Here is a 24,110-nt window from a genome sequence, read left to right as displayed (position 1 = left end):
CCGGTCACCGGTCCCCGGCCGGCCGGCTCGCACTCGCCGGCCTGAGGGCCGGCTCGGCGCTCGGCTCCGGGGCCGGCTCGGCGCTCGGCTTCGGGGCCGCCTGCCGGCCCGGTGCGGACAGCAGGTCCCGGCCGGGATCTCCCTGGCCGCACCGGACACACGTCCCCCGCCGACGCAGGTAGTACGCGTACGCCGCGACGCCGAGCGCCGTACCCCAGACGACCCACAGCACCCCGGGCATCACCAGGCCCCAGGCCGACCCCGGGTTGTCGTCGATCAGCCGCAGGTTCATCAGCCCGGCCGGAATCAGCACCACCGCGACGATCGTGGCCGGGACGATCGCCCGCGACGGCGGCACCCGGCGGCCGGCCCGCCACCAGATCCAGCGCGGGTACACCTCACCCCACCGCTGCACCAGCCCGTGCGTGAGGATGCCCCCGCCGGCCCCGAGCAGGGCCATCGCCAGACCGATCTCCAGCATCCACGGGGTGTCGGCCATCTCCTGGCGGAACCCGTCGGAGATCCCCAGCGGCCACCCGAAGTACCAGGCGACGCGGGTGAACTCATACGGCACGTTCGACAGCACCGCGACCCAGACCGCCCGGCGCCCCCACCGCAGCGCCGATTCGGGCGTCGTCCAGGCCACTGGGCGCCCGTGCCGCCGTCCGCAGGACACACAGGCCTCCCGGGCCCGGCGGTGGTACGCGATCGCCGTAGCGGCCCACAGGAGGCCGCCGAGGAAGATCAGCAGCACGTTCACCCGGTGCCAGTACAGGATGTCCTCGAGGCCGCCCTGCGCGCCGGGGATCCCGGTGAACGCGAACACCAGCAACGCGGGGGACAGGGCAAGGACCGCGAGCGGCGTGTAGTCGGGGATCGCCAGCGCCAGCCCGACCGCCAGCACGGCCCCGAATGCCTGCGGCAACCACCCGCGCGGCCGTCGTACCGTCATCAGGATCGCGACCACCGCGCCGGTGAACCCGAGCACGGCCATCACCGGCGCCACGACGTCCACCGGAGCCCCCTCCAGCAGTGACGCCGTGGAGCGATCGTCCTCGACCTTCGCGAAGGGATAGCCCTCGCCGCCGGTCGTCCAGTAAACCCCGAGTACGCCGTACACGAAGGACCACAGGGCTGTCGCGCACCCGGTCCAGACCGGCCAGTTCTTCCGCATACCTCAAGGCTCGTCCGTACGCCGGGTGAGCGGATCCCTCCCGCGGGCGATCGGCCTCCCCCGCACGGGTGAACGGGCGGGTGGCAACGTGTAACAAGCCGTTAACCCCGTGGCCGGGCGTGTCGGGCTGCGGCGTTTCACGGACCGTCCTACTCTCGGTGGTGACGGTCGGAGGGGAAGCCGGCTGTCCTGGGAGGCCCGATCAGATGAGAATCGTTCGCCAGCCGGTTGCCCCATGAGGGGCAGAACGGAGTGCCCGAGACCTACGGTCTCGATCTTGCTGATCCCCGGCCACGTCACGGCGTGCCGGAGGGGGTCTGCACCAGACCTCCGGGCCTGTTCCCGGTCCACTACCTAACCACTGGTGGGCCGGGCGTGGTGCACGCTGCGGCCCGAGAGGACGTGCGACATGGCTGCCACCCACGCCAAGGCGTCAAGCACCTCATCCGTACCGGACCAGCGCACCTACGTGCTGGACACCTCCGTTCTGCTCAGCGATCCGCATGCGATGGAGCGGTTCGACGAGCACGAGGTGATCATTCCGGTCGTCGTTGTCACCGAACTGGAGGGCAAACGGCATCACCCCGAACTCGGCTACTTCGCCCGCACCGCGCTGCGCATGCTGGACGAGTTCAGGATTCTGCACGGACGACTGGACGCGCCCCTGCCAGTGGGCGAGAAGGGTGGAACCCTCAGGGTCGAGCTGAACCACACCGACCCCGAGAGCCTGCCGGCCGGTTTCCGGCTCGGCGACAACGACAGCCGCATCCTCGCGGTGGCCTGCAACTTCAAGGCCGAGGGCCGCGACGTCACGCTGGTCTCGAAGGACCTGCCGATGCGGGTCAAGGCCTCGGCCTGCGGCCTGGTCGCGGAGGAGTACCGCGCGGAGCTCGCCCTGGAGTCCGGCTGGACCGGGATGAGCGAGCTCGAGGTCGAGACCGCCGACGTCGACAGCCTGTACGAGGACGGCGTACTGGAGTTGCCGCAGGCCGGTGAGTTCCCGACCCACACCGGTCTGGTGCTGCTGTCGGACCGCGGCAGCGCGCTCGGCCGGGTGATGCCCGACAAGCGGGTCCGGCTGGTCCGCGGCGACCGCGAGGCGTTCGGCATCCGCGGCCGGTCCGCCGAGCAGCGGGTCGCGCTCGACCTCCTGCTCGACCCCGACGTCGGCATCATCTCGCTCGGTGGCCGGGCCGGCACCGGCAAGTCGGCGCTGGCCCTGTGCGCCGGGCTGGAAGCGGTGATGGAACGGCGGCAGCACAAGAAGGTCGTCGTCTTCCGCCCACTGTTCGCCGTCGGTGGCCAGGAGCTGGGCTACCTGCCCGGTTCGGAGTCGGAGAAGATGCAGCCGTGGGCGCAGGCCGTCTACGACACGCTGGGCGCGCTGACCAGCCCGGACGTGATCGACGAGGTGATGGACCGCGGCATGCTCGAGGTGATGCCGCTGACCCACATCCGCGGCCGCTCGCTGCACGACGCGTTCGTGATCGTCGACGAGGCCCAGTCGCTGGAGCGCAACGTGCTGCTCACAGTTCTGTCCCGGATCGGTGCCAACTCGCGGGTGGTGCTCACCCACGACGTCGCGCAGCGCGACAACCTGCGGGTCGGGCGGCACGACGGCGTGGTCGCGGTGGTCGAGAAGCTGAAGGGGCACCCGCTGTTCGCCCACGTCACGCTGACCCGGTCGGAGCGGTCGCCGATCGCCGCGCTGGTGACCGAGATGCTCGAGGACGTGCAGCTCTGAGCCGCCGTACCGGGGTGGTTCTGTAAAGGCAATTTAAAACTTCTGCGGTACACGGTGCGGCCACACGCGAGGTGGCCGCACCGTGTGTTGTGACCTGCTTGTGATCACGGTCTGTTTAGGTCAGAGTATGTTCCTGTTGCAGCCGACGGGGGTCGGGTATCTCGGAAGGACAGATGAAAGCGAAGCGCTCCGTCGCGATCCTCGCGGTCACTGGGATCGCCGTAGTCTCGATCGTCGCGAGTATCGATCTCTTCAGCTCCCCCAAGACCAGTGCGGCCTCCGACCCGGTCTCCGGGCGGGCCGAGCTCGCCGCGCTGAACAGTGAGAAGACGCGGGACGCCAAGAAGCCGACCGCCAAGCCGCAGAGCGCCGAGGAGCAGGCCGCCGAGGTCGTCCGGCTGCGGAACCAGATCGAGGCCGTCGAGACCGCCCGCAAAACCATGCAGGACCAGGCTGCGCTGCGCCGCAAGGCCAAGAACGCCGCCCTGGCCCGGTACGAGGCGCTGCAGCGGACGAACAGCGACTCCCGCAAGGAGCGCGCCAGCCGCGACGCCGCCCGCAAGGAGCTCGAAGGCACGCCGAGGGAGATCGCGCTCAACCTCCTGGACAACCACGGCTGGAAGGAGAGTCAGTTCTCCTGCCTGGACAAGCTGTGGACCAAGGAGTCCCGCTGGAAGGTCACCGCGGACAACCCGACGTCCAGCGCCTACGGCATCCCGCAGGCCCTCCCCGGCAGGCGCATGGCCGAGTACGGCTCCGACTGGCGCACCAACCCGGTCACCCAGATCAAGTGGGGCCTCGACTACATCGAAGACGCCTACGGCTCCCCCTGCGAGGCCTGGGCCCACTCGAGAGCCAAGAACTGGTACTGATTACCTCTGTGACTTCAGAGGTGGCTCGCGCTGTCAGTGAGCGCGGAGAGTTGGTACTGCGGCGGCGTCCTGACGGGGCGCTGGAGCTGCGGGTGAACGGTGTGTTCGTGATGGACGATCAGGAGACCTCCAGCGAGGAGTTGCTGGCGGAGGTGGCCTTGGTGGGTTCGCCGTCGCGGGTGCTGGTGGGTGGGCTGGGGCTGGGCTACACCGTCCGGGCGTTGTTGGCTTCCTCGGCGGTGCGCGAGATCGTCGTGGCGGAGATCGAGCCGGCGGTGGTGGAGTGGATGCGCGCCGGGCTGGTGCCCTCGGTGCTGAACGATCCGCGGGTGGTGGTTGCCGTCGGCGACGTTCGTGACGTGGTCGCCGATTCTGATGCGTACGACGCGATCCTGCTCGACGTGGACAACGGGCCGGACTTCCTCGTGTACGACGGGAACGCGGCGATCTACACCGACGGGTTCCTCGCTGTGTGCCGGTCCAGGTTGCGGCCGGGCGGCGTGCTGACGGTCTGGTCGTCGTCCGCGTCGGCCGCGCTGGAAGGGGCTATCGGCAACGTCTTCGGGGCGTGTGTCGTCTCGCCCGTCCCCGTGCGGCTGCAGGGGCGGGACGAGACGTACTACGTCTACCAGGGCTCGGTTCAGGCCAGCTCGTAGTCGACCGTCAGTCGCGGGCCCTGGTCGTCGTGCTCGAAGACGACCGTGCCGGTCAGGCCGGTGAGGTCGCCGGTCGCGGCGACGATCTTGCCGCGGGACACGGTCTCGTCGGCGGTCGCGCCGTGCACGATCACGAACGAGCCGTCGCGGCCCGCGAGGGTGCCGGTGAAGCGCTCGATCGCGGTGTACGCCGCGGGGCCGGCCGGCGTACCGGCCATCAGCAGCTCGGCCGAGCTGGTGCCGACCAGGTCGCCGTCGGCGAAGGACTTCGCCACCGTCGCGCGGCCGAGCTCGACACCGTCGGCCTCGTCGTACGTGGACTGGTCCCACTTGGTGATCTCGAACGACTGGGTGAACGGCATCGGTACTCCTCGGTGCGCCCTGGACGATGGAGGTGGGCTGGGATGTGGCGTTGTCCACAGACGTTCTACCAGCTCCGGCCGACAGGGCGGATCGACGTACTCTCAAGGCATGGGAGACAACGCGGAATTCAGGATCGAGCACGACACGATGGGCGAGGTCAAGGTGCCTCGGGACGCGTTGTGGCGGGCGCAGACCCAGCGTGCGGTGGAGAACTTCCCGATCTCCGGCCGGCCGCTGGCGCCGGCGCTCGTCCACGCGCTGGCCCAGATCAAGGCCTCGGCCGCGGTGGTGAACGCCGAGCTCGGGGTGGTGGACGCGAAGCTGGCCGAGGGGATCGTCGCGGCCGCCGACCGGGTCAGCGCGGGGGAGTACGACGCGGAGTTCCCGATCGACGTCTTCCAGACCGGGTCCGGTACGTCGACGAACATGAACGTCAACGAGGTGCTCGCGACGCTGGCGACCCGGGCGCTCGAGGCCGACGTGCACCCGAACGACCACGTGAACGCGAGCCAGTCGAGCAACGACACCTTCCCGTCGGCGATCCACGTCGCCGCGACGGCCGGAGTCGTGCAGGACCTGCTGCCTGCCCTCGACCACCTGGCTGAGTCGCTGGGGCGCAAGGGCGTCGAGTTCGCCGAGGTGGTGAAGTCCGGGCGGACACACCTGATGGACGCGACGCCGGTGACGCTCGGTCAGGAGTTCGACGGGTACGCCGCGCAGATCCGCCGCGGCGCCGACCGCGTGCGGGCGACGCTGCCGCGCGTCACCGAGCTGCCGCTCGGCGGTACGGCGGTCGGGACCGGGATCAACACGCCACCCGGCTTCGCCGCGAAGGTGATCACCGAGCTGAACCGGCGGACCGGGCTGGAGCTGAGCGAGGCCGCCGACCACTTCGAGGCCCAGGGCGCGCGTGATGCGCTGGTCGAGCTGTCCGGGCAGCTGAAGACGATCGCGGTCAGCCTGACCAAGATCTGCAACGACCTGCGCTGGATGGGCTCCGGGCCGCGGGCCGGGCTCGGCGAGATCGCGCTGCCGGACCTGCAGCCCGGTTCGAGCATCATGCCGGGCAAGGTGAACCCGGTGATCTGCGAGGCGACGCTGATGGTCGCGGCGCAGGTGATCGGCAACGACACCACGATCACGGTGGCCGGTGCCGGCGGCAACTTCGAGCTGAACGTGATGCTCCCGGTGATCGCCCGCAACCTGCTGGAGTCGATCGAGCTGCTGACCAACTCGTCCCGCCTGCTGGCCGACCGCTGCGTCGACGGCATCACCGCGAACGTCGAGCACGCCCGCGCCCTGGCCGAGTCGTCGCCGTCGATCGTCACCCCGCTCAACCGCTACATCGGGTACGAGAACGCCGCCGCCGTCGCGAAGAGCGCGCTGAAGCAGGGCAAGACGATCCGCGAGGTCGTGATCGAGAACGGCCACGTCGAGAACGGCGACCTCACCGAGGCCCAGCTCGACGCCGCCCTCGACGTCCTGTCGATGACCAGACCAGGCAAGCCGTGACGGCGGCCGCCGTACCGGAGCCTGAGAGGTACTGGGCACCGGGGACAACGATCGAGTGGGTGTACCAAGGGGCCGGGCTGCATCCGGAGCTGCCGAACGTCCGGCCGATGACGGTGGTCCAGGACGACGCCGACGGGCTGGTCGCGTGGCTCGCGCCTGGTACGCCGCTGATCAAGCCGGTGCTGACCGACGGCCGCGAGCTGCGGCACGCGGGGCCGACCGGGATGTTCACCGAGCCGCGGGTGCTCAAGCTCGACATCTGGCACGGCACGGGCATCCTCAAGGTCGCCCCGACCGGCAAGCCGTGGTCCCTGTGGCACTTCTGGCACGAGGACGGCTCGTTCCGCGGTTGGTACGTGAACCTCGAGGCCGAGCACCGGCGCGATGCGGCTGGTCGCAGTACGACCACGACGGACTACGTGCTCGATCTGTGGATCACACCCGACCGTGTGATCGAGTGGAAGGACGAGGACGAGCTGGAGGGCGCGGTCCAAGCCGGACGCTACACGCCCGACGAAGCGGACCGCATCACGAGGGACGCCCACGCCGCCGTCGAGGACATCAAGTCCTGGACGACCCCGTTCTCCGACGACTGGCACGAGTGGTCTGCCCCACCGACCTGGCGCCTCCCCGAGGCGCCGACCGGCTACGAGGTCGCCCACATCACGGAGGAGCTGCTGGGCTGAAACTCACTGGTTCCACGGCGCTCGGCGTGCTGAGCTGTCTCACATGGAGCACGCCGAGCAACTGGCCCGGGTCTACGGCCCGACGACCTGGGACCTGTACGCCGAGCTGGACCGCAGCCTCGCCCCACGCGGACCCGACTGGCTGCTGACCAAGGCCTCGGAGTACCTGAAGCCCGGCGACGTCGTACTGGACGCCGGGTGCCGGGACGCCGCCCACCTCATCCAGCTGGTCCGCGACAACAACGTGACGGGCTACGGCGTCGACCCGGTGCCGCTGCACATCGCCCGGGCTCAGGAGGCGGTCGACGCCGCCGACCTGACTGGCCGGATCGCCTTGCAGTGCACGGGGATGGAGGAAGCGCCCGCGCTGGGCGAACAGTTCGACCTGGTCTGGTGCCGCGACGTGCTCGAACAGGTCGCGGACCTGCCTGGCGCCCTCGCCGGCGTCTCCCAGGTGCTGAAGCCGGCTGGACACCTGCTGGTGTTCACCCAGGTCGCCACCGAGTTGCTCGACGCGCAGGACACCGCCCTGCTGGGCGCGCATCTCGGCAACGTCCTGAGCAACCTCGATCCGCACACCCTCGAAACCGCCTTCGGCCAAGCAGGCTTCGCGATCGAGGAGAAGGTTGTCATCGGTACCGAGTGGCGCGAGTACGCCGAAGAGCGCACTCAGCCCGTCTCCCGGGCGCTGCTGAGGCTCGCGCGACTTCGCCGTACTCGGGATCAGATCGTCGCGGTTCACGGGCAGGACGTGTACGAGCACGTGGAGGCCAACCTGCACTGGGAGGTGTTCCAGTTCCTCGGCAAGCTGGCCCCCACGGTCGACGTGCTACGCCGCCGGTAGGTGACGGCCGAAGAAGCTGACCGCGCTCTCGAACTCGAAGCGCGGCACCGCCTCGTGCGCGCCCGCGTTCGCATGCAGGGACTTCTCCGACGACGCGAACGCGTCGAACAGGGCGAGGCTCGACGTACGCGGGATGTGCTCGTCGTCCCACTGCAGCAGGAACTCCAGCGGCACGGTGATCTGACCGGCGAGCTTCGCCAGCACCTCGTCGTACCAGAAGATCCCGAGGACCGCTGCGGCGATCCTCGGTTCGGCGGCCAGGAGCGGTACGCCGATCGCCGTACCCATGGTGAGCCCGAAGTAGCCGACCGGTACGCCGGCCAGATCCGGCAGCTCCTGCAGCGCGTCGAGCGTCGCGACCCACTCGGGCACGGCGCGGTCGGCCAGGTGAAGGTTGTAGCGCACGACGATCGGCCCGACCGGTTCGCCGGTCGCCATCGCCTGCTGCATCGCGGCGATCTGCTGATCGTCGGTCGCGGTCCGCGGCCGACCGCCGTGACCCGGTGCGTCGATGCAGGCCACGCTGTAGCCGGCGACGACGAGACGATGAGCGCGCCCAACCATCGGCGCCGCCTTGCTGTCCCGCCCGCCACCGTGACCGAGCAGGATCAGGGGACCGGAGGCCGTGACCGGCGACCAGAGAACGCCGGTGATCTCGTCCAGGGCGAAAGGACGCGTCAGTACGCCGTCCGCCGAGGTCTGTGCGGTGAACTGAAAACTCACAGGTGAAGCCTTTCGGGAGTGCCTACAGATTCCAGGCGCTCCCGGCGAGACCTACGTCAATCGCCCGACCGTGACGAAGCGGGGAGCACCCACGCACAAAGCGTTCACAGCGCTCACCTCCTCGATCCGAACGGTCACCAGCGACTCTAACCACGCCCCGTCCCATAGGCCACCGATTTATTCAGAGCTGATCCAGCCCGCCCGTACGACGACCTCCCAGGCCACCTCCGCCGGCGGCCGGTCGTTGCTGATGGCAAAGTCTTCCAAACCCGCTCGTTCGATCCGCTCGTGCGAGGCGAGCGCGGCGCCGAGCTCCCACTCCGGCCCGCGGACGGTCCCCGCCGTACGGCGCTCGACCAGCGCCAGGGGAGTCGCGAGCCGCACCACCTGGACGTCGCACCCGACCAGGCACTCGCCGTACGCCGTGCGCCGCTCGGCGGTCTCGACCATCCCTGAAACAACCACGTACCGCGCGCCGATGCTGCGGTAGTTCCGCCAGACGGCGGCCAGGTTGCGGCGGCGCAACTCCTCGTGCACCGGTGGCCCGCCGCCGAACTGCGCCAGTGCGTCGAGGTCGACGACCGCCGTCGGGTGGGATCGGCCCGTCATCAGCGCGCCGATTGCCTGCCCGACGGCCGTCTTGCCGGCGCCGCCCCCGCCGATCAGGAGCAAGGCTCGCGCCCCGGAGCCCTGGCGGCCCGGCCTCGGCTCCGGGCCTGAGCTCGGCTCCGGGCCTGAGCTCGATTCCGGGCCTGAGCTCGATTCCGGGCCTGAGCTCGATTCCGGGTTCGAGTTCAACTGTGGGCCCGGGCTCAGCTCCGTGGGCGGACTGTCAGCGGGACCGGCTTGGCGGTTTCGGTGAAGAAGTCGTTGCCCTTGTCGTCGACCACGACGAAGGCGGGGAAGTCCTCGACCTCGATCTTCCAGACCGCTTCCATCCCCAGCTCGGCGTACTCGATCACGTCGACGGACTTGATGCAGTCCTGCGCGAGCCGCGCCGCCGGTCCGCCGATGGAGCCGAGGTAGAAGCCGCCGTGCTCCTTGCAAGCAGCCGTGACCTTCGCCGATCGGTTGCCCTTGGCAAGCATCACGAACGATCCGCCGGCCGCCTGGAACTGGTCGACGTACGCGTCCATCCGCCCCGCCGTCGTCGGCCCGAACGACCCGGACGCGTAGCCCTCCGGCGTCTTGGCCGGACCGGCGTAGTAGACCGCGTGGTCCTGCAGATAGGACGGCATCGGCTCGCCCGCGTCGAGGCGCTCCTTGATCTTCGCGTGCGCGATGTCACGCGCGACCACCAGCGGCCCGTTCAGCGACAGCCGGGTCTTCACCGGCAGCTTCGACAACTCGGTGCGGATCTCGCTCATCGGCCGGTTCAGGTCGATCCGTACGACGTCCGCGGTGTCGTCCAGGTGGGCGTCGGTGGTGTCGGGCAGGAACCGCGCCGGGTCCCGCTCGAGCTGCTCCAGGAACACACCCTCCGGCGTGATCTTGGCCAGCGCCTGCCGGTCGGCCGAGCAGGAGACCGCGATCGCGACCGGGCAGGACGCGCCGTGCCGCGGCAGCCGGATCACCCGGACGTCGTGGCAGAAGTACTTGCCGCCGAACTGCGCGCCGATCCCGAACTCCTGGGTCAGCTTGAAGACCTCTTCCTCGAGTTCGACGTCGCGGAACCCGTGCCCCAGCGGCGACCCGGTCGTCGGCAGCGCGTCCAGGTAGTGCGCGGAGGCGTACTTCGCGGTCTTCAGCGCGTACTCGGCCGAGGTCCCGCCGACGACGATCGCCAGGTGGTACGGCGGGCAGGCCGCCGTACCGAGCGAGCGGATCTTCTCGTCCAGGAACTTCATCATCCCGGCCGGGTTGAGCACCGCCTTGGTCTCCTGGAACAGGAACGACTTGTTCGCCGAGCCGCCGCCCTTCGCCATGAACAGGAACTTGTACGCCGGGTCGGCGGCAGCACTGCCCGGCGTCGAGTACAGCTCGATCTGCGCCGGCAGGTTCGAGCCGGTGTTCTTCTCGTCCCACATGGTCAGCGGCGCCATCTGCGAGTACCGCAGGTTGAGCTTGGTGTAGGCGTCGTACACGCCCCGGCTGATCCACTCCTCGTCGACCGCGCCGGTCAGCACGCCCTCGGACTTCTTGCCCATCACGATCGCCGTACCGGTGTCCTGGCACATCGGCAGCACGCCGCCGGCCGAGATGTTGGCGTTCTTGAGCAGGTCGAGCGCGACGAAGCGGTCGTTGCCGGAGGCTGCCGGGTCGTCGATGATCCGGCGCAGCTGGCTCAGGTGCGCGGTACGCAGGTAGTGCGAGATGTCGTGCATCGCCTCGGCGGTGAGCTGTCGCAGCACCTCCGGCTCCACCTGCAGGAACGTCCGGTCACCGGCGGTGAAGGTGCTGACTCCGTCGGTGGTGAGAAGCCGGTACTCCGTGTCGTCCTGGCCGAGCGGGAGCAGGTCGGAGTAGCTGAAATCGGCGGACACGCGGGCGTACCTCCTGGCAGGTGGTCTGAGATCTCCCCAGCCTAGAGCGGCCGCCGGCGCCGCGCACCGCGGGGCCGCAGCGGCCGCTCTCAGGGGTGGTGTCAGGGTCGATTGGGGGTGGTAACTCATCGGCGGGAGGTCTGCCGCACGCGTAGGATTTTCCTGTGGCTGAGCAAGAGGGACCCCAGGACCGCCCGCAGGACGTGCCGGCGACGGCGCAGCCGACCGGGGACGAGCTCGCGTTGCGGCGCCGGGTGTCCGACCTGGAGCGGGAGAACGTCGCGGAGCTGCTCCGCGAGTCGGCGGGCGAGGGCCGCTTGAGCTACACCGAGCTGGAGGACCGGCTCGAGGGCGTGTACGGCGCGAAGACCTACGGCGAGCTGGTCGAGCTGACCACAGACCTGCCCAACGGGCTGGTCCCACCGGGCTCCCAGCAGCGCACGACGCCGGAGTACGCAGCGCAGTCGCAGTACGTGCCGCAGTACAGCGGCGAGACCGTGCCGGTGATCAACGCGTTCCTGAGCGAGTCGAAGCGGACCGGCCCCTGGATCGCGCCGCAGCGCCAGGAGATCAACGCGGTGCTCGGCGACGTCACGCTGGACTACACCGAGGCGCAGATGGCGCACGACGTGATCTACATCGACGTGAAGTCGATCCTGGCCGACGTGAAGATCCGCGTCCCGCAGAACGCGATCGTGCACCTCGACAGCAACCCGATCCTCGGCTCGGTCAGCGAGCAGGAGGCCGGCTTCGGCGGCGTCGTCGAAGCGAGCACCGCGCCCCCGAAGACCTTCCACATCCGCGGCACCGCGATCCTCGGCGAGATCAAGATCAAGCGCGGCCCGCGCCTCAGCAAGCGCCTACGCCTGCACTGAGCTTTTGCCGTCGCCTCCGGCGCCGGGGGTCATCGGGCTTTGTCTCCCGGTCTTCCCTCGTCGGTCGGTCGCTGCGCTCCCTCCCTCCTCAGTCCAGACCGGGAGGCCCGATGACCTCCGCCTGCAGCATGTCGGGTTTAGTGGATGGTGGTGGCCAGTCGACCCGAGTGAGCGGCCCAGCGATCGCCCGTCCGGTGGATCCGGATCGGGTGGTCGAAGCACGCTGACACCAGCTCTGACGTCAGTACGTCGGACGCCCGGCCGGCGGCCTGCACGCGGCCGCCGCGGAGCAGCGCCGCGTGGGTGGTGGAGGACGGCAGCTCCTCCAGGTGGTGTGTCACCAGGATCGACGACAGCGTCGGCTGCGAAGCATGCACGACGTCGATCGTGTCCAGCAGTTGCTCGCGAGCAGCGACGTCCAGGCCGGTCGACGGTTCGTCCAGCAGGAGCAGTCGCGGTTCCGCGACCATCGCGCGGGCGATCAGCGCCCGGCCGCGTTCACCCTGCGACAAGGTGGTCCACGGGTCGCGAGCGCGGTCCGCGATGCCCAGCAGGTCGACGAGCTGCGCCACTCGCGTCTGCTGCGCGGCGGTCGGCTGCCAGCGCGGCATCAGCTCGATCGTGCCGGTGATCCCGGTCAGCACGACCTGCTCGATCGTCAGCGGCGACCGCAACGGGTGCCGGGGATCCACGTGCCCGATCGACTCGCGCAGCTCCCGGATGTCCACCGTCCCCAGCCGCCGGCCGAGCACCTCGACGGTCCCGCGCGTCGGGTGAGCCGTCGCCCCGGCGAGCTTGAGTAACGTGCTCTTGCCGGCGCCGTTCGCACCGAGCAGCGCCCAGCGCTCACCCTCCCGGACGGTCAGCGCAACGTCCTGCAGCAGCGCTTTCCCGTCCCGGACCAGGCTCACGTCCCGCAGATCGAGCACTGGCAACGGCAAGCGATCAGTCGGCACGCTCCCGACCGTACCAACCCGAACTCCTCAGACAAGCTGAGGGGTTCGGCTGGTGGACAACCGCGTCACGGCGTCAGCTTGTCGGCGTGGACGCCGCGGAGCCAGGCGGACAGCTCGGCGAGGTCCTCGACGTTGTCCTGGGGGATCCCGATCGCACCGGACCGGAACCCGGCCGCGTGGATCTGGACCGTCCGGAGACCGGGAAACCCGGTCGGGTCGTTGATCCGGCTGATCTGGTGCCACGGGATCAGGCCGCGGTCCGAGCGACCCAGCTGGACGCCGCGGGAGTCGACAGTGACCTCCGGCCGCCGGGTCGCGAGCTGCCAGGTGGTCAGCCCCACGCCGTACACGAAGGCGAGCAGCGCGGTGACGCGCAGGATGCCGAGTGCGCCCGCCACGTCGTCCTGGCGCAGGTGGTCGATGTTCGACCAGAGCGAGCTGACCATCAACAGGGCGAACAGAGCCAGCCGGACCAGCAGCCGGTTGCGCCGGGGTGGGAACACCACCCGCCCGGACGCTGCCAACTCAGCCGACCAGGCGGTCGCCGTACTCATGCTGTCCCCAGTCATCTCAGCTCCAGTACGACGTGTGCTCGGCCGCGGTGGGCGGGTCGGCGCCGTGGCGCGTGCAGGTGATCGCTGCGGCCTTGACCGCGTAGTCGACGACTGCGTGCAGCGCCTCCTCGTCCAGCCCTTCCAGCCGGGCCGCACCGAGCAGACCGCGCGCCTGCAGCCCAGCGATCAGTGCGGACATGAACGAGTCGCCGGCACCGACCGTGTCGACCACCTGGATCTCCGGCGCGGTCACCTCGACCCGGCCGGCTCTGGTGACGCCGATCGCGCCGTCGCCGCCGCGGGTGATCACCACGCACTTGGTCCGGTCCACTGTCAGCAGCTCGGCGGCGATCTCGTCCGGCGTCGACCCGGCCCGCAGGAACTCGCAGTCCTCGTCGCTCAGCTTCACCAGGTCCGACAGCGCGGCCAGCGCCCGTACGGCGGCCCAGGTGGACACGGGGTCGGGCGTGATCGTGGGCCGCGCGTTCGGGTCGAGGGTGACCGTGACGGGCTTGTCGGCCAGCCCCGTCAGGAACTGGTGAATCGCCTCCGCACCCGGCTCCAGCACCGTCGCGATCGAGCCGGTGTGCACCGCGGGGCAGCCCCGGTTGAGCTTCAGCGCCGGCGGCTCCCAGCTGATGTCGAACTGGTACTTCGCGACGCCCGCCGCGTCGAGCGTCGCGGTCGCCGTACTGGTCCGGAAGCCCGGGTCCACCGACCCCGGCGCCAGCTGCACGCCGTTCCCGAACAGGTGCGCGCCGAGCTGATCGCCGTACGGGTCGGTCCCGAAACGCGTGACCAACTCGGTCGGTACGCCGAGCCGCGCCAGCCCGACCGCGACGTTCGCGGGCGACCCACCGGGCGTCGCCTTGCTCCCGTTCCTGCCGTTCCTGGGCTTCCCGTTGCTGACGATGTCCACAAGAGCCTCGCCGACCACGAGGACGGGTGCGGTCACCGGGCGTGCTCGAAGTCGATGGCGGAGTAGGCGCGGAGCTTCTCCAGCTGGTGCACGCTCTCGATGCTGCGGATCGTGCCGCTGCGGGACCGCATCACCAGCGAGTGCGTGCGGGCGGTCGAGCCGCCGTACCGGACGCCGCGCAGGAGTTCGCCGTCGGTGATGCCGGTGGCGACGAAGAAGCAGTCGTCACCGCCGACCAGGTCGTCGGTGCTGAGCACCCGGTCGAGGTCGTGACCGGCGTCGAGTGCCTTCTGCCGCTCGGCGTCGTCGCGCGGCCAGAGCCGGCCCTGGACCAGGCCGCCGAGGCACTTCATCGCGCAGGCGGCGATGATGCCCTCCGGCGTACCGCCGATGCCGATCAGCATGTCCAGGCCGGTGTCCGGGCGGGCCGCCTCGACCGCGCCGGCCACGTCGCCGTCGCTGATGAACTTGATCCGGGCGCCGGTGGCGCGGATCTGCGCGGTCAGGTCCTCGTGCCGCGGGCGGTCGAGCAGGACGACGGTGACGTCCTCGACGCTCGAGCCCTTCGCCTTGGCGACCCGGCGGATGTTCTCGGCGACCGGGAGCCGGATGTCGACGTGGTCGGCGGCCTCCGGGCCGACCACCAGCTTCTCCATGTAGAAGACCGCGGACGGGTCGTACATGGTGTTGCGCGGCGAGACCGCCATCACGGCGATGCCGTTGGCCATCCCCTTGGCGACCAGCGTCGTCCCGTCGACCGGGTCCACTGCCACGTCGCAGTCGGGTCCGTGACCGTCGCCGACCTGCTCGCCGTTGTAGAGCATCGGGGCGTTGTCCTTCTCGCCCTCGCCGATCACCACTACGCCGTTCATCCCGACGGTGCCGATCAGGGTGCGCATCGCGTTCACCGCGGCCCCGTCGGCGCCGTTCTTGTCGCCCCGGCCGACCCACCGGCCGGCCGCCATCGCGGCGGCCTCGGTGACGCGGACCAGCTCCAGAGCCAGGTTCCGGTCGGGTGCGTGCTCGTCGACCTCGAGATGGGCGGGGGGTGTGCTGGCGTCGCTCATGCCACGGATCGTAGCCAACGCCCGACGGGGGTGATCGAGCGAGATCGGCCCCGCGAGACACTGGTGCCATGAGCCCGACAGGTCACGAGCCGACGCACCCCGCGACGAACGCAGAGGAGAACGCTTCCCAGCAGCCGACCGACGCCCCTGCCGGCGGGGCGGACCGGCGTACTGGGGACGCTGGAGAGCGGGGCTCGGCAGTGGGCGGTACGGCGGGCTCGGCCGCGCCCGGCACGGCGGAGGACACTGCGTCCGGCACGGCGGAGGACGCCGCATCCGGCACGGCGGGGGAGCAGGGCGCCGCGGACGGCGTACCGGCGCAGCCGCCGCTCGACCCGGCGGCGCGCGAGCGCGCCCGGGCGCGGGCCGAGGCGATCGCGTACAAGGCCCAGGACCGGGCGAACCGCGCCAAGGCCCGGACGCTGACGAACATGTTCTGGGCGTTGCTGGCGACGTTCGTCGTGGTCGCGTTCCTGATGACGGTGACGTGGCGGCCGAAGGAGGAGAAGGTCCGCGCCGTCGAGTACACCGCGCAGCTGGAGGACGGCCGCAAGCTCGCCCCCTGGATCCGCGGTCCGGAACCGATGCCCGACGGCTGGACGGCGACGAACGTCGAACTCCGCGCGCCCGAGCAGCGACCGATCACCTGGCACCTCGGCACGGTGACCACCGAGAAGAAGTACGTCGGCCTCGAGCAGTCGAACCAGACCAACCCGCGGTACCAGAACGACGAGCTCGGCAAGACCGAGGACGACGGCACCTCGACGATCGGCGGCGTGGTCTGGCAGCGCAAGACGCTGCTCGACCGCAAGGACGAGAACGCCCTGGTGCTGATCGGTTCCGGCGTCACCACGATCGTCACGGGCAACGCTGGCTACCCGGCGCTTGAAACGTTCGCTGCAACCCTGCGCTGACCCGGTGGTGCTCAGGTGAGCACGAAAACCCTTGCAGGGCTGGAAGTTGTGCAGCTGTTGACAGGGTGTTCGCCTTCGGGGTTCGATCAAGGATCGGGAGTCGGCGAAGGAGCCTGGTGTGAACCTCACGGACCAGGTCGGGGGTTGATGCCGCATGTTCGTCACCGGACTCGTCCTGGCCGCCGATGGATCGCCACGGCTCGGCGTTCCCCGGCAGTTGCTGGCCTACCGCGGTGAAACCCTGCTCGGTGCCGCCCTCGACACCGCGCGCGACTGCGGCTTCGACCAGCTCGTCGTGACGCTCGGCACGGCGGCCGACCAGATCCGCGACCGCATCGACCTGGACGGCGTTCGCGTTGTGGACACTCCTCACGCCGACACCGGAAGCTCGTCCATCGTGCCCGCTCTGGACGCGGTCGACCGCCGTACCGACGGGCTGGTCGTCCTGCGCGGCGACCAGCCCGGCATCACCTCAGCGGCCGTCTGGTCCCTGGTCGCCGAAGCCGCCACGCCGATCGGCGTCACCCGGTACGACGACGGCCGCGGCTACCCGTGCTGGTTCGGCCGGGAGACCTTCGGGTCGCTCCGCTCCCTGCGCAGCGACCAGGACCTGTGGCCCCTGATCGAGACCGGCCCTCACCCGGTCACCGATGTGGATGCCCTAGGCAACCTTCCGCTGTCGGTCGACACCTGGGACGACTACCAGACCCTGGTCGGCCACTACACCGCCGAACCCGCCCCGCCCGCCCCGATCTCCACCCGCGCCCGCCGCCCTAGCCACACCCGGACGAACCTCTAGGGCGGTACCGCGGATTTGGGGCTCAGCCTGCCGCGCCCTCCGATCGGGACGGCGGGCTCATCCCGCTCTGGCCCCGGCCACCCCGCACGCTCTGGCCCCGGCCACCCCCACGCCCTAGCGCCGGCGGCCCTGCTTCTTCTGCTTCGACGGTTTCGGGGTGAGCGTCTCCAGGTGGGCCTGGAGCTCGGTGGTCCGGCCGGCCGGGAGCTTGCGGAGCAGGCTCGTCGCCTCGCGCGGATCGATCTGGCCGTAGACGTCGTACGCCGCCCACTCCAGCGCGTGCAGAACCGCCGAGTCCCAGAGCGGCCTGCCGGCCAGCCGCTTGAGCAGAGGCGCCTTCGCCGACCAGGGCACCGGGCCCGAGACCTCCAGCAGCCGCCGTACGCGCAGGTCCGGGGCGTTGGCGACCAACTGCTCGAACAGCGCTCCGCTGACCGTCGCCTCCTCGAACGGCCCGCACCAGAGCCAGTACTGGACGGGCGCGGCGAGCCGGTCGTCGGAGTCGTCGAGCAGTGCGCTGATCGCGCTCCAGAACGCGTCGTCGCGGGGTTCGTGGCCGACGTACATGAGGACGCCGTAGCAGGGCATCCTCCGGTAGACCTGGAAGCCGAACGCCGCGTCGCCGGCGAAGTGGTCCGCGATCGTGTGCGGGACGTCGGCCTCGTCGGCCGGCCAGGGGTCCTCGGGCCCTCGGCCCGTGGTCAGGGCGGTGGCCCAGGCGCGTTCGCAGGTCCGGCGAAACAGCTCCGGGCCGACCTCCGCTTCCAGTTCGTCGATCGTCACGCCGCCACGATAGGGGTCAGTGGCTGCCCGACAGCCGCAGGCCGAGGACGCCCGCGACGATCAGCGCGATGCAGGCCAGGCGGGTCGGAGTGAGGGGCTCGTGGAACAGGATGATGCCGAGCGTCACCACCCCGACCGAGCCGATGCCGGTCCACACCGCGTACGCCGTACCGACCGGAAGACGGTCGAGCGTCTTGGCCAGCAGGACCACCGACGTGATGCCGAAGACCAGGACGGCGAGGGTCGGCCAGAGGCGGCTGAAGCCTTCACTGGGTTTGAGACTGAGGGCGAACGCGATCTCGAAAGCCGCGGCGGCCAGCAGGATGATCCACGCCATTACGCGGCCAACGCGCCACGCAGGTGGCGAAGGGTGACGATCGCGACCCGGCTGCCCAGTGCGGCAGCGGTCCGCAGGTCGGTCTCCGGCGGTGCCTTCTCGGCCGAGAGGTCGGCGTCGGACTGCGCCATCGCACCGAGCCAACTGCCGAGCCGGTTGAGGTCCTCGATGCTGGCGGTCGACTCGGCCCAGCCCGGGTAGATGTCCAGTCCGACCCAGATCATGCCGTGCTGAGCGGCCAGTACGGCGAAGTCGACCAGGCTGTTGAACTTGTCGCCCGACATCGCCTTGGAGTTGGTGAACCCCGCAGCGATCTTGTCGCGCCAGCCGAGGTTGTTGGCCCAGACGTCGGAGCTGGCCTCGGCGAACGCCTTGAAGACCGCACTCGGGCTGCCCATGTAGGTCGGCGCGCCGAAGATGATCGCGTCGGCAGCCGCGAGACGGTCCCAGATGTCGTCGGTCAGCTCGTCGAGCGGGACAAGCTCGGCAGTCGCTCCCCGTACGGCGCCGGCGCCGGCTGCGACAGCCTCGGCCTGACGAGCGGTGTGCCCGTAGCCGGAGTGATAGGCGACGGCGATCCGGGCGGTGCCGGGCTGCACAGGCTGGAGCTGGGCGGAGTGGGTCTGTACGGGCTGGGCGTCGGCGAGGGGCTGGTGGGCAGGGGGAGTTGCGGTCATGGTGCTACCTCCGGGCATGGAATCGGACTACAGTCCGTCTTATGAACGACAGTAACGGACCGCGGTCCGTTTCACAACGCGATCTTCCGGTCCTCGGCGAACCACGCCCGGAACGCGCCGACGCCCGCCGCAACCGCCTGAAGGTCCTGGAGGCGGCCGACCGCCTGTTCGCCGAGCGCGGCGTGAAGAACATCTCCCTCGACGCGATCGCCGCCGAGGCCGGCGTCGGCAAGGGGACCGTGTTCCGCCGCTTCGGCGACCGCGCCGGCCTGGCGGTCGCGCTCCTCGACGAGCGCGAGCGCGAACTGCAGGAGAGGATCCTCACCGGCCCGCCCCCGCTGGGCCCGGGCGCCCCCGCGGTCGACCGACTGACCGCCTTCGTCGACGCCTACCTGGAGCTACTCGACCGGCATGTGGAGCTGTTCATCGACAGCGAGAACGCCTCGGACGGCGCCCGCTACCGCATCGGCTCGTACTGGCTGTGGCACCGCCACGTAGTCCTGCTGGTCGAGGAAGCGCGACCAGAGTTGGACGCCGCGTACGTCGCGCACGCCGTACTGGCTCCGCTCGCCGCAGACCTGCACCAGGCGCTGCGCTCCGAAGGATTCGACCTGGACCGCATGCGCACCGGGCTGAAGTCCGTGGTGGAACTGCTCCTCAGACGTCCATGAAGAGCCGCACCTCAGGCAGATCCCCCAGCGAGGAGTAGGTCCGGTCCACGGTCTCGACGACCCCGTACCGGCTGTAGAAGCTGCACGCCCGCGCGTTGGGGCGAGTGGCTGCTCTGCGGCAGCGATCAGTCGGACTTCTTCTTCTCGTCCGTCGTCGTGTGGGCAGCCTGGGCCTCGGCCAAGCGGGTGCGGGCGCCTTCCAGCCACTGATGACAGGTGGTGGCGAGTTCTTCGCCGCGTTCCCACAGGGCGAGGGACTCCTCGAGCGTCGTACCGCCGGCTTCGAGTTTGCGGACGACGTCGACCAGCTCCTCGCGGGCCTGCTCGTAGGAGATGTCCGGTCGGGGGTCGCTCACTTGCTGGTCTCCTTTGAGGTCACTTCGACGTCGAACCGTCCGTCGGTCACGCGGGCGTGCAGGGTGTCGCCCGGCGTGACCTGGTCGAGCTGGCGGACCGCGGTGCCGTCGGCGAGCTGGAGCACCGAGTACCCACGCTCGAGCGTCGCCTTCGGGGACAGGGCCCGCACGCTCGCCAGGCGATGCGCCAGGTCGTCGCTCGCCCGGTCCAACCGGTGCAGCAGCGTCCGGCGGTTGCGATCGACCAGCGCGGCGATCTCCTCCGAGCGCCGCTGCAGATCGGTCGCAGGGGCAGCCAGCGCAGGCCGGCTGCGAATCGCCGCGAGCGCATGCGCCTCCCGATCGATCCAGCTCGTGATCGCCCGCAGCCCGCGGTCACGCAGCAGCCGTACGCCGTCAAGCTCTTCCCGTACGTCGGGAACGATGCGCTTCGCCGCATCGGTCGGCGTCGACGCCCGCAGATCCGCAACCAGGTCGAGCAGCGGTGAATCCGGCTCGTGCCCGATCGCACTGACCACCGGCGTCTTCGCCTGCGAGACCGCGCGGATCAGCCCCTCGTCGGAGAACGGCAGCAGATCCTCCAGCGAACCACCGCCACGCGCGATCACGATCACCTCGACCGACTCGTCCGCGTCGAGCTTCCGCAGCGCCGTCATCACCTCGCCGGCCGCGGCCGGGCCCTGCACCGACGCGTGCTCGACCCGGAACGCGACCGCCGGCCATCGGCGCTTCGCGTTCTCCAGCACGTCGCGCTCGGCCGCTGAGTCGCGCCCGCAGATCAGTCCGATGGTGTGCGGCAGGAACGGCAACCGTTTCTTGCGGTGCGCCGCGAACAGGCCTTCCGCGCCGAGTAGTTGCTTCAGGCGCTCGATCCGCGCGAGCAGCTCGCCGATGCCGACGTGCCGGATCTCGCTGACCGCCAGCGCGAGCGTGCCGCGGCGGGCGAAGAAATTGGGCTTGGCGTTGACGACCACGCGCGAACCGTCGGTGACCGGCGGATCGACGGCCTCGAAAACCCTGCGGTTGCAGGTGAAACGCAACGAGATGTCGGCGTCGGTGTCGCGCAGGGTGCCGAACACGGTCGTCGTACCGCGCCCGATCGAGACGTCCGTCAGCTGCCCTTCGACCCAAACGGCGCCCAGCTGATTGATCCAGCCGGCGATCCCGTTCGCGATCGTCCGCACAGCAGCCGGCGCGTCCGGCGAGGTCTCCAATGCCACCCTCAGACCCTACGACCCCGCGCCGACATTCCCACGCACCCCATCCACAGGCCGTCGGTACGCCGTACCGTTGACCGATGGCCGACCGCCCGTACCTGCTGCTCGACATCGACGGCCCGCTCAACCCGTACCGCGCGAAGTCGATCCCGCCGGGCTACGCGCAGCACGAGATCCAGGAAGGCGAGAAGACCTGGACCTTGCTGCTCAGTCAGCAGCATGGAGTCGAGTTGAATGCCCTCGCCACGTCGTACGAGCTGGTCTGGGCGACTTCGTGGGAGCACGGTGCCAACCGCCTGATCGCACCACGCCTCGGCCTGCCAGAGCTCCCGGTGATCATCTGGCCGCCGGACGCGCGCTCGAACCCAGGGCAAAACTCCTGGAAGAGCAGGCACATTGCTCGCTGGGTAGGGGAGCGGCGATTTGCCTGGGTGGACGATGAAGTGAGCAGCTTCGATCAGGCTTATCTGCCACAGGGGCTGGTGCACCGAGTTGATGCGAGCCGTGGGCTGACCGCCGAGGACTTCGCCGTACTACGTGCCTGGGTGGACTAGCGCCTGAACAACATCCTCCAGTGCGCCCTCCGGCAGCACACCAGGCAGCGTCAGCTGCTCGAGCATCAACCCGCCGACCGCGCAGTACAGCACCAACGGATCCCCCGGCAGCCCATGTGCCTCGTGGAGCGCCCTGTTCTCCTCCAGATTCGCCCGCACCCGCTCAGTAAGCGCCTGCTGCAGCGCCGGCCGCCGCGTGGCTTCCAGGCGAAGCTCCAGCAGCGCCAAGTACCCCGTCCGGTCAGCGGTCAGCCGATGGCGGAGCAACTGCAGCAGCGCGGTGAGGAACTCGGCCGACGGCGGCTGATCCAGGTCGGCCGGGTTGGGCCCCAGCCGGTCATGGATGCGCAGGCCCGCCTGAGTGAGCAGGTCGTCGCGGTTGGCGAAGTAGTTGGACGCCGTGCCGTTCGGTACGGCGGCCGCGGTGTCGACCGCGCGGAAGGTCAGGCCGCGGGCTCCTTCGGCGGCCAGGACCTCGATCGCGGCGTCGACGAGGGCGGTACGGCGTTCAGGGTTGCTGCGCATCTCGGTTGCCTCCTTTGAACCACTATGCTTAGAGTACTACGAACAGAGTGGTTAGGAGCCGAAGATGCGAGAACTGACCTATTTCGTGGCGTCGACGCTGGACGGATTCGTGGCGGACCCGTCGGGAAAGGATCCGACCGACGTGAGTCCGGGCGGGTTCTTCCTGTCGCAGGGAGACCATTCGGTGCCGCTGCTCACGGCGTACCCGGAGACGGTGCCGGGCGCCGTCCGGGAACGGCTCGGGCTCGACGCCGAGAACAAGGTGTTCGACACCGTGCTGATGGGACGGCGCACGTGGGAGCTCGGGCGGGACACGGGCGCGCCGGATCCGTACCCGCGGCTGCGGAGCTACGTATTCTCGCGGACGATCGCCGAAAGTCCTGTGCCCACGGTGAATTTCGTGCGGACGGACCCCCTCGAGAAGGTCCGGGAGCTCAAGCAGGAGGACGGTCTGGGCATCTGGCTGTGCGGCGGCGGCGTGCTCGCCGAAGCACTCTGGCCGGCGATCGACCGCCTGGTGGTGAAGGTGAACCCGGTCGTCATCGGTGCCGGGGTCAAGCTTTTCCACAGCGACGAATTCGCCCTCCGGAAGCTGCGGCTGGACGGGCACCATGTCTACGAGAGCGGCGTGGCCGTACTGACCTACTCGAAGGAGTGAAAATGCCTTTGCGCAAACGGTTTTCCGGCTCGCATCCTTGGGGATGTGAAGCACCTCCTAGGGGGAGCCGCCCGGACAGGGCGGGCGGCTCCCTTGCTTCGCCGGTGCGAGGTGAGCTGCGCCACGGCCGTCCGGGCTGCCGCGCGTCGCCCCGTACGATGGGGTACGTGACTGCCCAGCCTGAGACCAGTGGTTCGACCGCCGTGAAGACCAAGCGGGTGCTGCTCGCCGCGCCGCGGGGGTATTGCGCCGGCGTGGACCGCGCGGTGGTCGCGGTCGAGAAGGCGCTCGATCTGTACGGTCCGCCGGTCTACGTGCGCAAGGAGATCGTGCACAACAAGCACGTCGTGCAGACCCTGCAGGCGCGCGGCGCGATCTTCGTCGACGAGACCGACGAGGTGCCCGAGGGTGAGACGGTGATCTTCTCCGCGCACGGTGTCGCCCCGGTGGTGCACCAGGAGGCGGCCGCGCGGCAGCTCAAGACGATCGACGCGACCTGCCCGCTGGTGACCAAGGTGCACCACGAGGCGAAGCGGTTCGCCGCGACCGACTACGACATCCTGCTGATCGGTCACGAGGGCCACGAAGAGGTCATCGGGACCAGCGGCGAGGCGCCTGAGCACATCCACCTGGTCGACGGCCCCGGTGACGTGCCGAACGTCGAGGTCCGCGACCCGGAGAAGGTCGTCTGGCTGTCCCAGACCACGCTGTCGGTCGACGAGACGATGGAGACCGTACGGCGGCTGCGCGAGCGGTTCCCGAAGCTGCAGGACCCGCCGAGCGACGACATCTGCTACGCCACCCAGAACCGCCAGGCCGCGGTGAAGAAGCTCGCACCGGACGCCGACCTGATGATCGTCGTCGGCTCCCGCAACTCGTCGAACTCGGTCCGCCTGGTCGAGGTCGCCGTCGAGCACGGCGCCAAGGCCGGGTACCTGGTCGACTACGCCGACGAGATCGACGAGACCTGGCTGAACGGCGTCGACGCGGTCGGCGTGACGAGCGGCGCGAGCGTCCCGGAGATCCTCGTCCGCGACGTGATCGACTGGCTCGCCGCCCGCGGCTACGCCGAGGTCCAGGAGATCAGCACCGCGGAGGAGACCCTGGTCTTCTCCCTCCCCCGCGAACTCCGCACCGACCTCAAAGCCGCCGGCATGGCCACCACGGGCACGTCCGACCACGCCTGAACCG

At 69.9% G+C, this 24,110-nt stretch carries 28 protein-coding genes; 13 read left to right on the top strand and 15 right to left on the bottom strand.

The features are described 5' to 3' along the window. Window positions 1-4: 4 nt before the first annotated feature. Complete coding sequence (locus tag HDA39_RS21070; protein ID WP_184797585.1) at window positions 5-1,174, bottom strand: NYN domain-containing protein; 1,170 nt, start codon at window positions 1,172-1,174, stop codon at window positions 5-7. A 409-nt stretch (window positions 1,175-1,583) separates the two neighbouring features. Between HDA39_RS21070 and HDA39_RS21065 the strand changes: the two genes are divergently transcribed. The 3 genes from HDA39_RS21065 to HDA39_RS21055 all read left to right on the top strand — a co-directional run bounded on the left by HDA39_RS21065 (window position 1,584) and on the right by HDA39_RS21055 (window position 4,446). Continuing rightward, window positions 1,584-2,918, top strand: coding sequence for a PhoH family protein (locus HDA39_RS21065; RefSeq protein ID WP_184797584.1), 1,335 nt, complete (start codon window positions 1,584-1,586; stop codon window positions 2,916-2,918). A 173-nt stretch (window positions 2,919-3,091) separates the two neighbouring features. Further along, window positions 3,092-3,790 (top strand): aggregation-promoting factor C-terminal-like domain-containing protein, encoded by a 699-nt coding sequence (locus HDA39_RS21060; protein ID WP_184797582.1) that lies wholly within the window; start codon window positions 3,092-3,094, stop codon window positions 3,788-3,790. Window positions 3,791-3,810: 20 nt separating this feature from the next. Beyond that, complete coding sequence (locus HDA39_RS21055; RefSeq protein WP_337925831.1) at window positions 3,811-4,446, top strand: spermidine synthase; 636 nt, start codon at window positions 3,811-3,813, stop codon at window positions 4,444-4,446. On the opposite strand, the gene HDA39_RS21050 is transcribed toward HDA39_RS21055, so the two are convergent. Continuing rightward, window positions 4,431-4,808, bottom strand: a complete 378-nt coding sequence (locus HDA39_RS21050; protein ID WP_184797580.1) for a DUF3224 domain-containing protein — start codon at window positions 4,806-4,808, stop codon at window positions 4,431-4,433. The genes HDA39_RS21055 and HDA39_RS21050 overlap by 16 nt on opposite strands. A 109-nt stretch (window positions 4,809-4,917) precedes the next feature. Here HDA39_RS21050 and HDA39_RS21045 point away from each other — a divergent pair, with 109 nt between their 5' ends. The 3 genes from HDA39_RS21045 to HDA39_RS21035 are packed head-to-tail and all read left to right on the top strand — an operon-like array spanning window position 4,918 to window position 7,851. Then, complete coding sequence (locus HDA39_RS21045) at window positions 4,918-6,321, top strand: class II fumarate hydratase (protein ID WP_184797578.1); 1,404 nt, start codon at window positions 4,918-4,920, stop codon at window positions 6,319-6,321. Window positions 6,322-6,380: 59 nt separating this feature from the next. Beyond that, window positions 6,381-7,007 (top strand): DUF402 domain-containing protein, encoded by a 627-nt coding sequence (locus HDA39_RS21040; protein ID WP_337925830.1) that lies wholly within the window; start codon window positions 6,381-6,383, stop codon window positions 7,005-7,007. Between the two features lie 43 nt (window positions 7,008-7,050). After that, complete coding sequence (locus HDA39_RS21035) at window positions 7,051-7,851, top strand: class I SAM-dependent methyltransferase (protein ID WP_184797576.1); 801 nt, start codon at window positions 7,051-7,053, stop codon at window positions 7,849-7,851. Here HDA39_RS21035 and HDA39_RS21030 read toward each other — a convergent pair. From HDA39_RS21030 to HDA39_RS21020, 3 genes are all read right to left on the bottom strand, one after another. Further along, entirely contained in the window at window positions 7,837-8,574 is a 738-nt protein-coding gene (locus HDA39_RS21030) for a dienelactone hydrolase family protein (RefSeq protein WP_184797574.1), read from the bottom strand. The two genes, HDA39_RS21035 and HDA39_RS21030, sit on opposite strands and share 15 nt — an antisense overlap. A 177-nt stretch (window positions 8,575-8,751) precedes the next feature. Further along, window positions 8,752-9,246: a hypothetical protein gene (locus tag HDA39_RS21025; protein ID WP_184797572.1), complete on the bottom strand. Its 495-nt coding sequence runs from the start codon at window positions 9,244-9,246 to the stop codon at window positions 8,752-8,754. A gap of 140 nt (window positions 9,247-9,386) precedes the next feature. Next, window positions 9,387-11,057, bottom strand: a complete 1,671-nt coding sequence (locus HDA39_RS21020; RefSeq protein ID WP_184797570.1) for a FumA C-terminus/TtdB family hydratase beta subunit — start codon at window positions 11,055-11,057, stop codon at window positions 9,387-9,389. A 164-nt stretch (window positions 11,058-11,221) separates the two neighbouring features. Here HDA39_RS21020 and HDA39_RS21015 point away from each other — a divergent pair, with 164 nt between their 5' ends. After that, entirely contained in the window at window positions 11,222-11,932 is a 711-nt protein-coding gene (locus tag HDA39_RS21015) for a DUF1707 domain-containing protein (protein WP_184797568.1), read from the top strand. Between the two features lie 137 nt (window positions 11,933-12,069). Here the strand turns inward: HDA39_RS21015 and HDA39_RS21010 are convergent, their stop codons facing one another. The 4 genes from HDA39_RS21010 to glpX form a co-directional block, all read right to left on the bottom strand. Further along, window positions 12,070-12,888 (bottom strand): ABC transporter ATP-binding protein, encoded by an 819-nt coding sequence (locus tag HDA39_RS21010; RefSeq protein ID WP_337925829.1) that lies wholly within the window; start codon window positions 12,886-12,888, stop codon window positions 12,070-12,072. Window positions 12,889-12,953: 65 nt separating this feature from the next. Next, complete coding sequence (locus HDA39_RS21005; protein WP_184797566.1) at window positions 12,954-13,457, bottom strand: hypothetical protein; 504 nt, start codon at window positions 13,455-13,457, stop codon at window positions 12,954-12,956. A gap of 1 nt (window position 13,458) precedes the next feature. Continuing rightward, on the bottom strand, window positions 13,459-14,397 hold the full coding sequence (locus HDA39_RS21000; protein WP_184797564.1) for a PfkB family carbohydrate kinase: 939 nt from the start codon (window positions 14,395-14,397) through the stop codon (window positions 13,459-13,461). Then, window positions 14,394-15,428: a class II fructose-bisphosphatase gene (glpX, locus tag HDA39_RS20995; protein WP_184797562.1), complete on the bottom strand. Its 1,035-nt coding sequence runs from the start codon at window positions 15,426-15,428 to the stop codon at window positions 14,394-14,396. The genes HDA39_RS21000 and glpX overlap by 4 nt, the downstream gene beginning before the upstream one ends. A gap of 68 nt (window positions 15,429-15,496) precedes the next feature. Here glpX and HDA39_RS20990 point away from each other — a divergent pair, with 68 nt between their 5' ends. Continuing rightward, window positions 15,497-16,342, top strand: coding sequence for a DUF4245 domain-containing protein (locus tag HDA39_RS20990; RefSeq protein ID WP_238356111.1), 846 nt, complete (start codon window positions 15,497-15,499; stop codon window positions 16,340-16,342). A 154-nt stretch (window positions 16,343-16,496) separates the two neighbouring features. Continuing rightward, a complete protein-coding gene (locus HDA39_RS20985; RefSeq protein ID WP_184797560.1) occupies window positions 16,497-17,141 on the top strand; it encodes a nucleotidyltransferase family protein in 645 nt (214 codons plus the stop codon). A 114-nt stretch (window positions 17,142-17,255) separates the two neighbouring features. Here the strand turns inward: HDA39_RS20985 and HDA39_RS20980 are convergent, their stop codons facing one another. Genes HDA39_RS20980 through HDA39_RS20970 form a run of 3 tightly spaced genes read right to left on the bottom strand, consistent with a single transcriptional unit; the run spans window position 17,256 to window position 18,938 of the window. Then, complete coding sequence (locus HDA39_RS20980; protein ID WP_184797558.1) at window positions 17,256-17,924, bottom strand: hypothetical protein; 669 nt, start codon at window positions 17,922-17,924, stop codon at window positions 17,256-17,258. A 16-nt stretch (window positions 17,925-17,940) separates the two neighbouring features. Then, window positions 17,941-18,261, bottom strand: coding sequence for a DMT family transporter (locus HDA39_RS20975; protein WP_184797556.1), 321 nt, complete (start codon window positions 18,259-18,261; stop codon window positions 17,941-17,943). Then, window positions 18,261-18,938: a flavodoxin family protein gene (locus HDA39_RS20970; RefSeq protein ID WP_238356110.1), complete on the bottom strand. Its 678-nt coding sequence runs from the start codon at window positions 18,936-18,938 to the stop codon at window positions 18,261-18,263. Before HDA39_RS20970 ends, HDA39_RS20975 begins: the two co-directional genes overlap by 1 nt. A 41-nt stretch (window positions 18,939-18,979) precedes the next feature. Here HDA39_RS20970 and HDA39_RS20965 point away from each other — a divergent pair, with 41 nt between their 5' ends. After that, the gene (locus tag HDA39_RS20965) at window positions 18,980-19,609 is read left to right on the top strand and encodes a TetR/AcrR family transcriptional regulator (protein ID WP_184797554.1); all 630 of its coding nucleotides are present in this window, start codon (window positions 18,980-18,982) and stop codon (window positions 19,607-19,609) included. Between the two features lie 125 nt (window positions 19,610-19,734). On the opposite strand, the gene HDA39_RS20960 is transcribed toward HDA39_RS20965, so the two are convergent. Further along, entirely contained in the window at window positions 19,735-19,965 is a 231-nt protein-coding gene (locus tag HDA39_RS20960; RefSeq protein ID WP_184797552.1) for an exodeoxyribonuclease VII small subunit, read from the bottom strand. Next, window positions 19,962-21,185 (bottom strand): exodeoxyribonuclease VII large subunit, encoded by a 1,224-nt coding sequence (xseA, locus tag HDA39_RS20955; protein WP_184797550.1) that lies wholly within the window; start codon window positions 21,183-21,185, stop codon window positions 19,962-19,964. Before xseA ends, HDA39_RS20960 begins: the two co-directional genes overlap by 4 nt. A gap of 77 nt (window positions 21,186-21,262) precedes the next feature. Here xseA and HDA39_RS20950 point away from each other — a divergent pair, with 77 nt between their 5' ends. Continuing rightward, entirely contained in the window at window positions 21,263-21,736 is a 474-nt protein-coding gene (locus HDA39_RS20950) for an HAD domain-containing protein (protein WP_184797548.1), read from the top strand. On the opposite strand, the gene HDA39_RS20945 is transcribed toward HDA39_RS20950, so the two are convergent. Continuing rightward, the gene (locus HDA39_RS20945) at window positions 21,716-22,261 is read right to left on the bottom strand and encodes a TetR/AcrR family transcriptional regulator (RefSeq protein ID WP_184797546.1); all 546 of its coding nucleotides are present in this window, start codon (window positions 22,259-22,261) and stop codon (window positions 21,716-21,718) included. The genes HDA39_RS20950 and HDA39_RS20945 overlap by 21 nt on opposite strands. 64 nt (window positions 22,262-22,325) lie before the next feature. Here HDA39_RS20945 and HDA39_RS20940 point away from each other — a divergent pair, with 64 nt between their 5' ends. Both HDA39_RS20940 and HDA39_RS20935 read left to right on the top strand, forming a co-directional pair. Continuing rightward, entirely contained in the window at window positions 22,326-22,919 is a 594-nt protein-coding gene (locus HDA39_RS20940) for a dihydrofolate reductase family protein (protein WP_184797544.1), read from the top strand. 158 nt (window positions 22,920-23,077) lie between these two features. Beyond that, window positions 23,078-24,106, top strand: coding sequence for a 4-hydroxy-3-methylbut-2-enyl diphosphate reductase (locus HDA39_RS20935; protein WP_184797542.1), 1,029 nt, complete (start codon window positions 23,078-23,080; stop codon window positions 24,104-24,106). Window positions 24,107-24,110 lie beyond the last annotated feature (4 nt).

Origin of the sequence: Kribbella italica (assembly GCF_014205135.1) — a bacterium.
In the GTDB taxonomy this organism is placed as follows: domain Bacteria; phylum Actinomycetota; class Actinomycetes; order Propionibacteriales; family Kribbellaceae; genus Kribbella; species Kribbella italica.
The sequence above is the reverse complement of the archived record's forward strand: the minus strand, read 5'-3'. Positions and strand labels throughout refer to the sequence as shown.

Bases quoted from the DNA above. Each gene is read 5' to 3' on its own strand.
- HDA39_RS20945 (WP_184797546.1), bottom strand. From the start codon at position 22,261: ATGCGCAGCAACCCTGAACGCCGTACCGCCCTCGTCGACGCCGCGATC.
- HDA39_RS21060 (WP_184797582.1), top strand. From the start codon at position 3,092: ATGAAAGCGAAGCGCTCCGTCGCGATCCTCGCGGTCACTGGGATCGCC.
- HDA39_RS20940 (WP_184797544.1), top strand. From the start codon at position 22,326: ATGCGAGAACTGACCTATTTCGTGGCGTCGACGCTGGACGGATTCGTG.
- HDA39_RS21035 (WP_184797576.1), top strand. From the start codon at position 7,051: ATGGAGCACGCCGAGCAACTGGCCCGGGTCTACGGCCCGACGACCTGG.
- HDA39_RS20985 (WP_184797560.1), top strand. From the start codon at position 16,497: ATGTTCGTCACCGGACTCGTCCTGGCCGCCGATGGATCGCCACGGCTC.
- HDA39_RS21070 (WP_184797585.1), bottom strand. From the start codon at position 1,174: ATGCGGAAGAACTGGCCGGTCTGGACCGGGTGCGCGACAGCCCTGTGG.
- HDA39_RS21045 (WP_184797578.1), top strand. From the start codon at position 4,918: ATGGGAGACAACGCGGAATTCAGGATCGAGCACGACACGATGGGCGAG.
- HDA39_RS21065 (WP_184797584.1), top strand. From the start codon at position 1,584: ATGGCTGCCACCCACGCCAAGGCGTCAAGCACCTCATCCGTACCGGAC.
- HDA39_RS20970 (WP_238356110.1), bottom strand. From the start codon at position 18,938: ATGACCGCAACTCCCCCTGCCCACCAGCCCCTCGCCGACGCCCAGCCC.
- HDA39_RS20950 (WP_184797548.1), top strand. From the start codon at position 21,263: ATGGCCGACCGCCCGTACCTGCTGCTCGACATCGACGGCCCGCTCAAC.
- HDA39_RS21050 (WP_184797580.1), bottom strand. From the start codon at position 4,808: ATGCCGTTCACCCAGTCGTTCGAGATCACCAAGTGGGACCAGTCCACG.
- HDA39_RS20975 (WP_184797556.1), bottom strand. From the start codon at position 18,261: ATGGCGTGGATCATCCTGCTGGCCGCCGCGGCTTTCGAGATCGCGTTC.
- HDA39_RS20990 (WP_238356111.1), top strand. From the start codon at position 15,497: ATGAGCCCGACAGGTCACGAGCCGACGCACCCCGCGACGAACGCAGAG.
- HDA39_RS21005 (WP_184797566.1), bottom strand. From the start codon at position 13,457: ATGACTGGGGACAGCATGAGTACGGCGACCGCCTGGTCGGCTGAGTTG.
- HDA39_RS20965 (WP_184797554.1), top strand. From the start codon at position 18,980: ATGAACGACAGTAACGGACCGCGGTCCGTTTCACAACGCGATCTTCCG.
- HDA39_RS20935 (WP_184797542.1), top strand. From the start codon at position 23,078: ATGGGGTACGTGACTGCCCAGCCTGAGACCAGTGGTTCGACCGCCGTG.
- glpX (WP_184797562.1), bottom strand. From the start codon at position 15,428: ATGAGCGACGCCAGCACACCCCCCGCCCATCTCGAGGTCGACGAGCAC.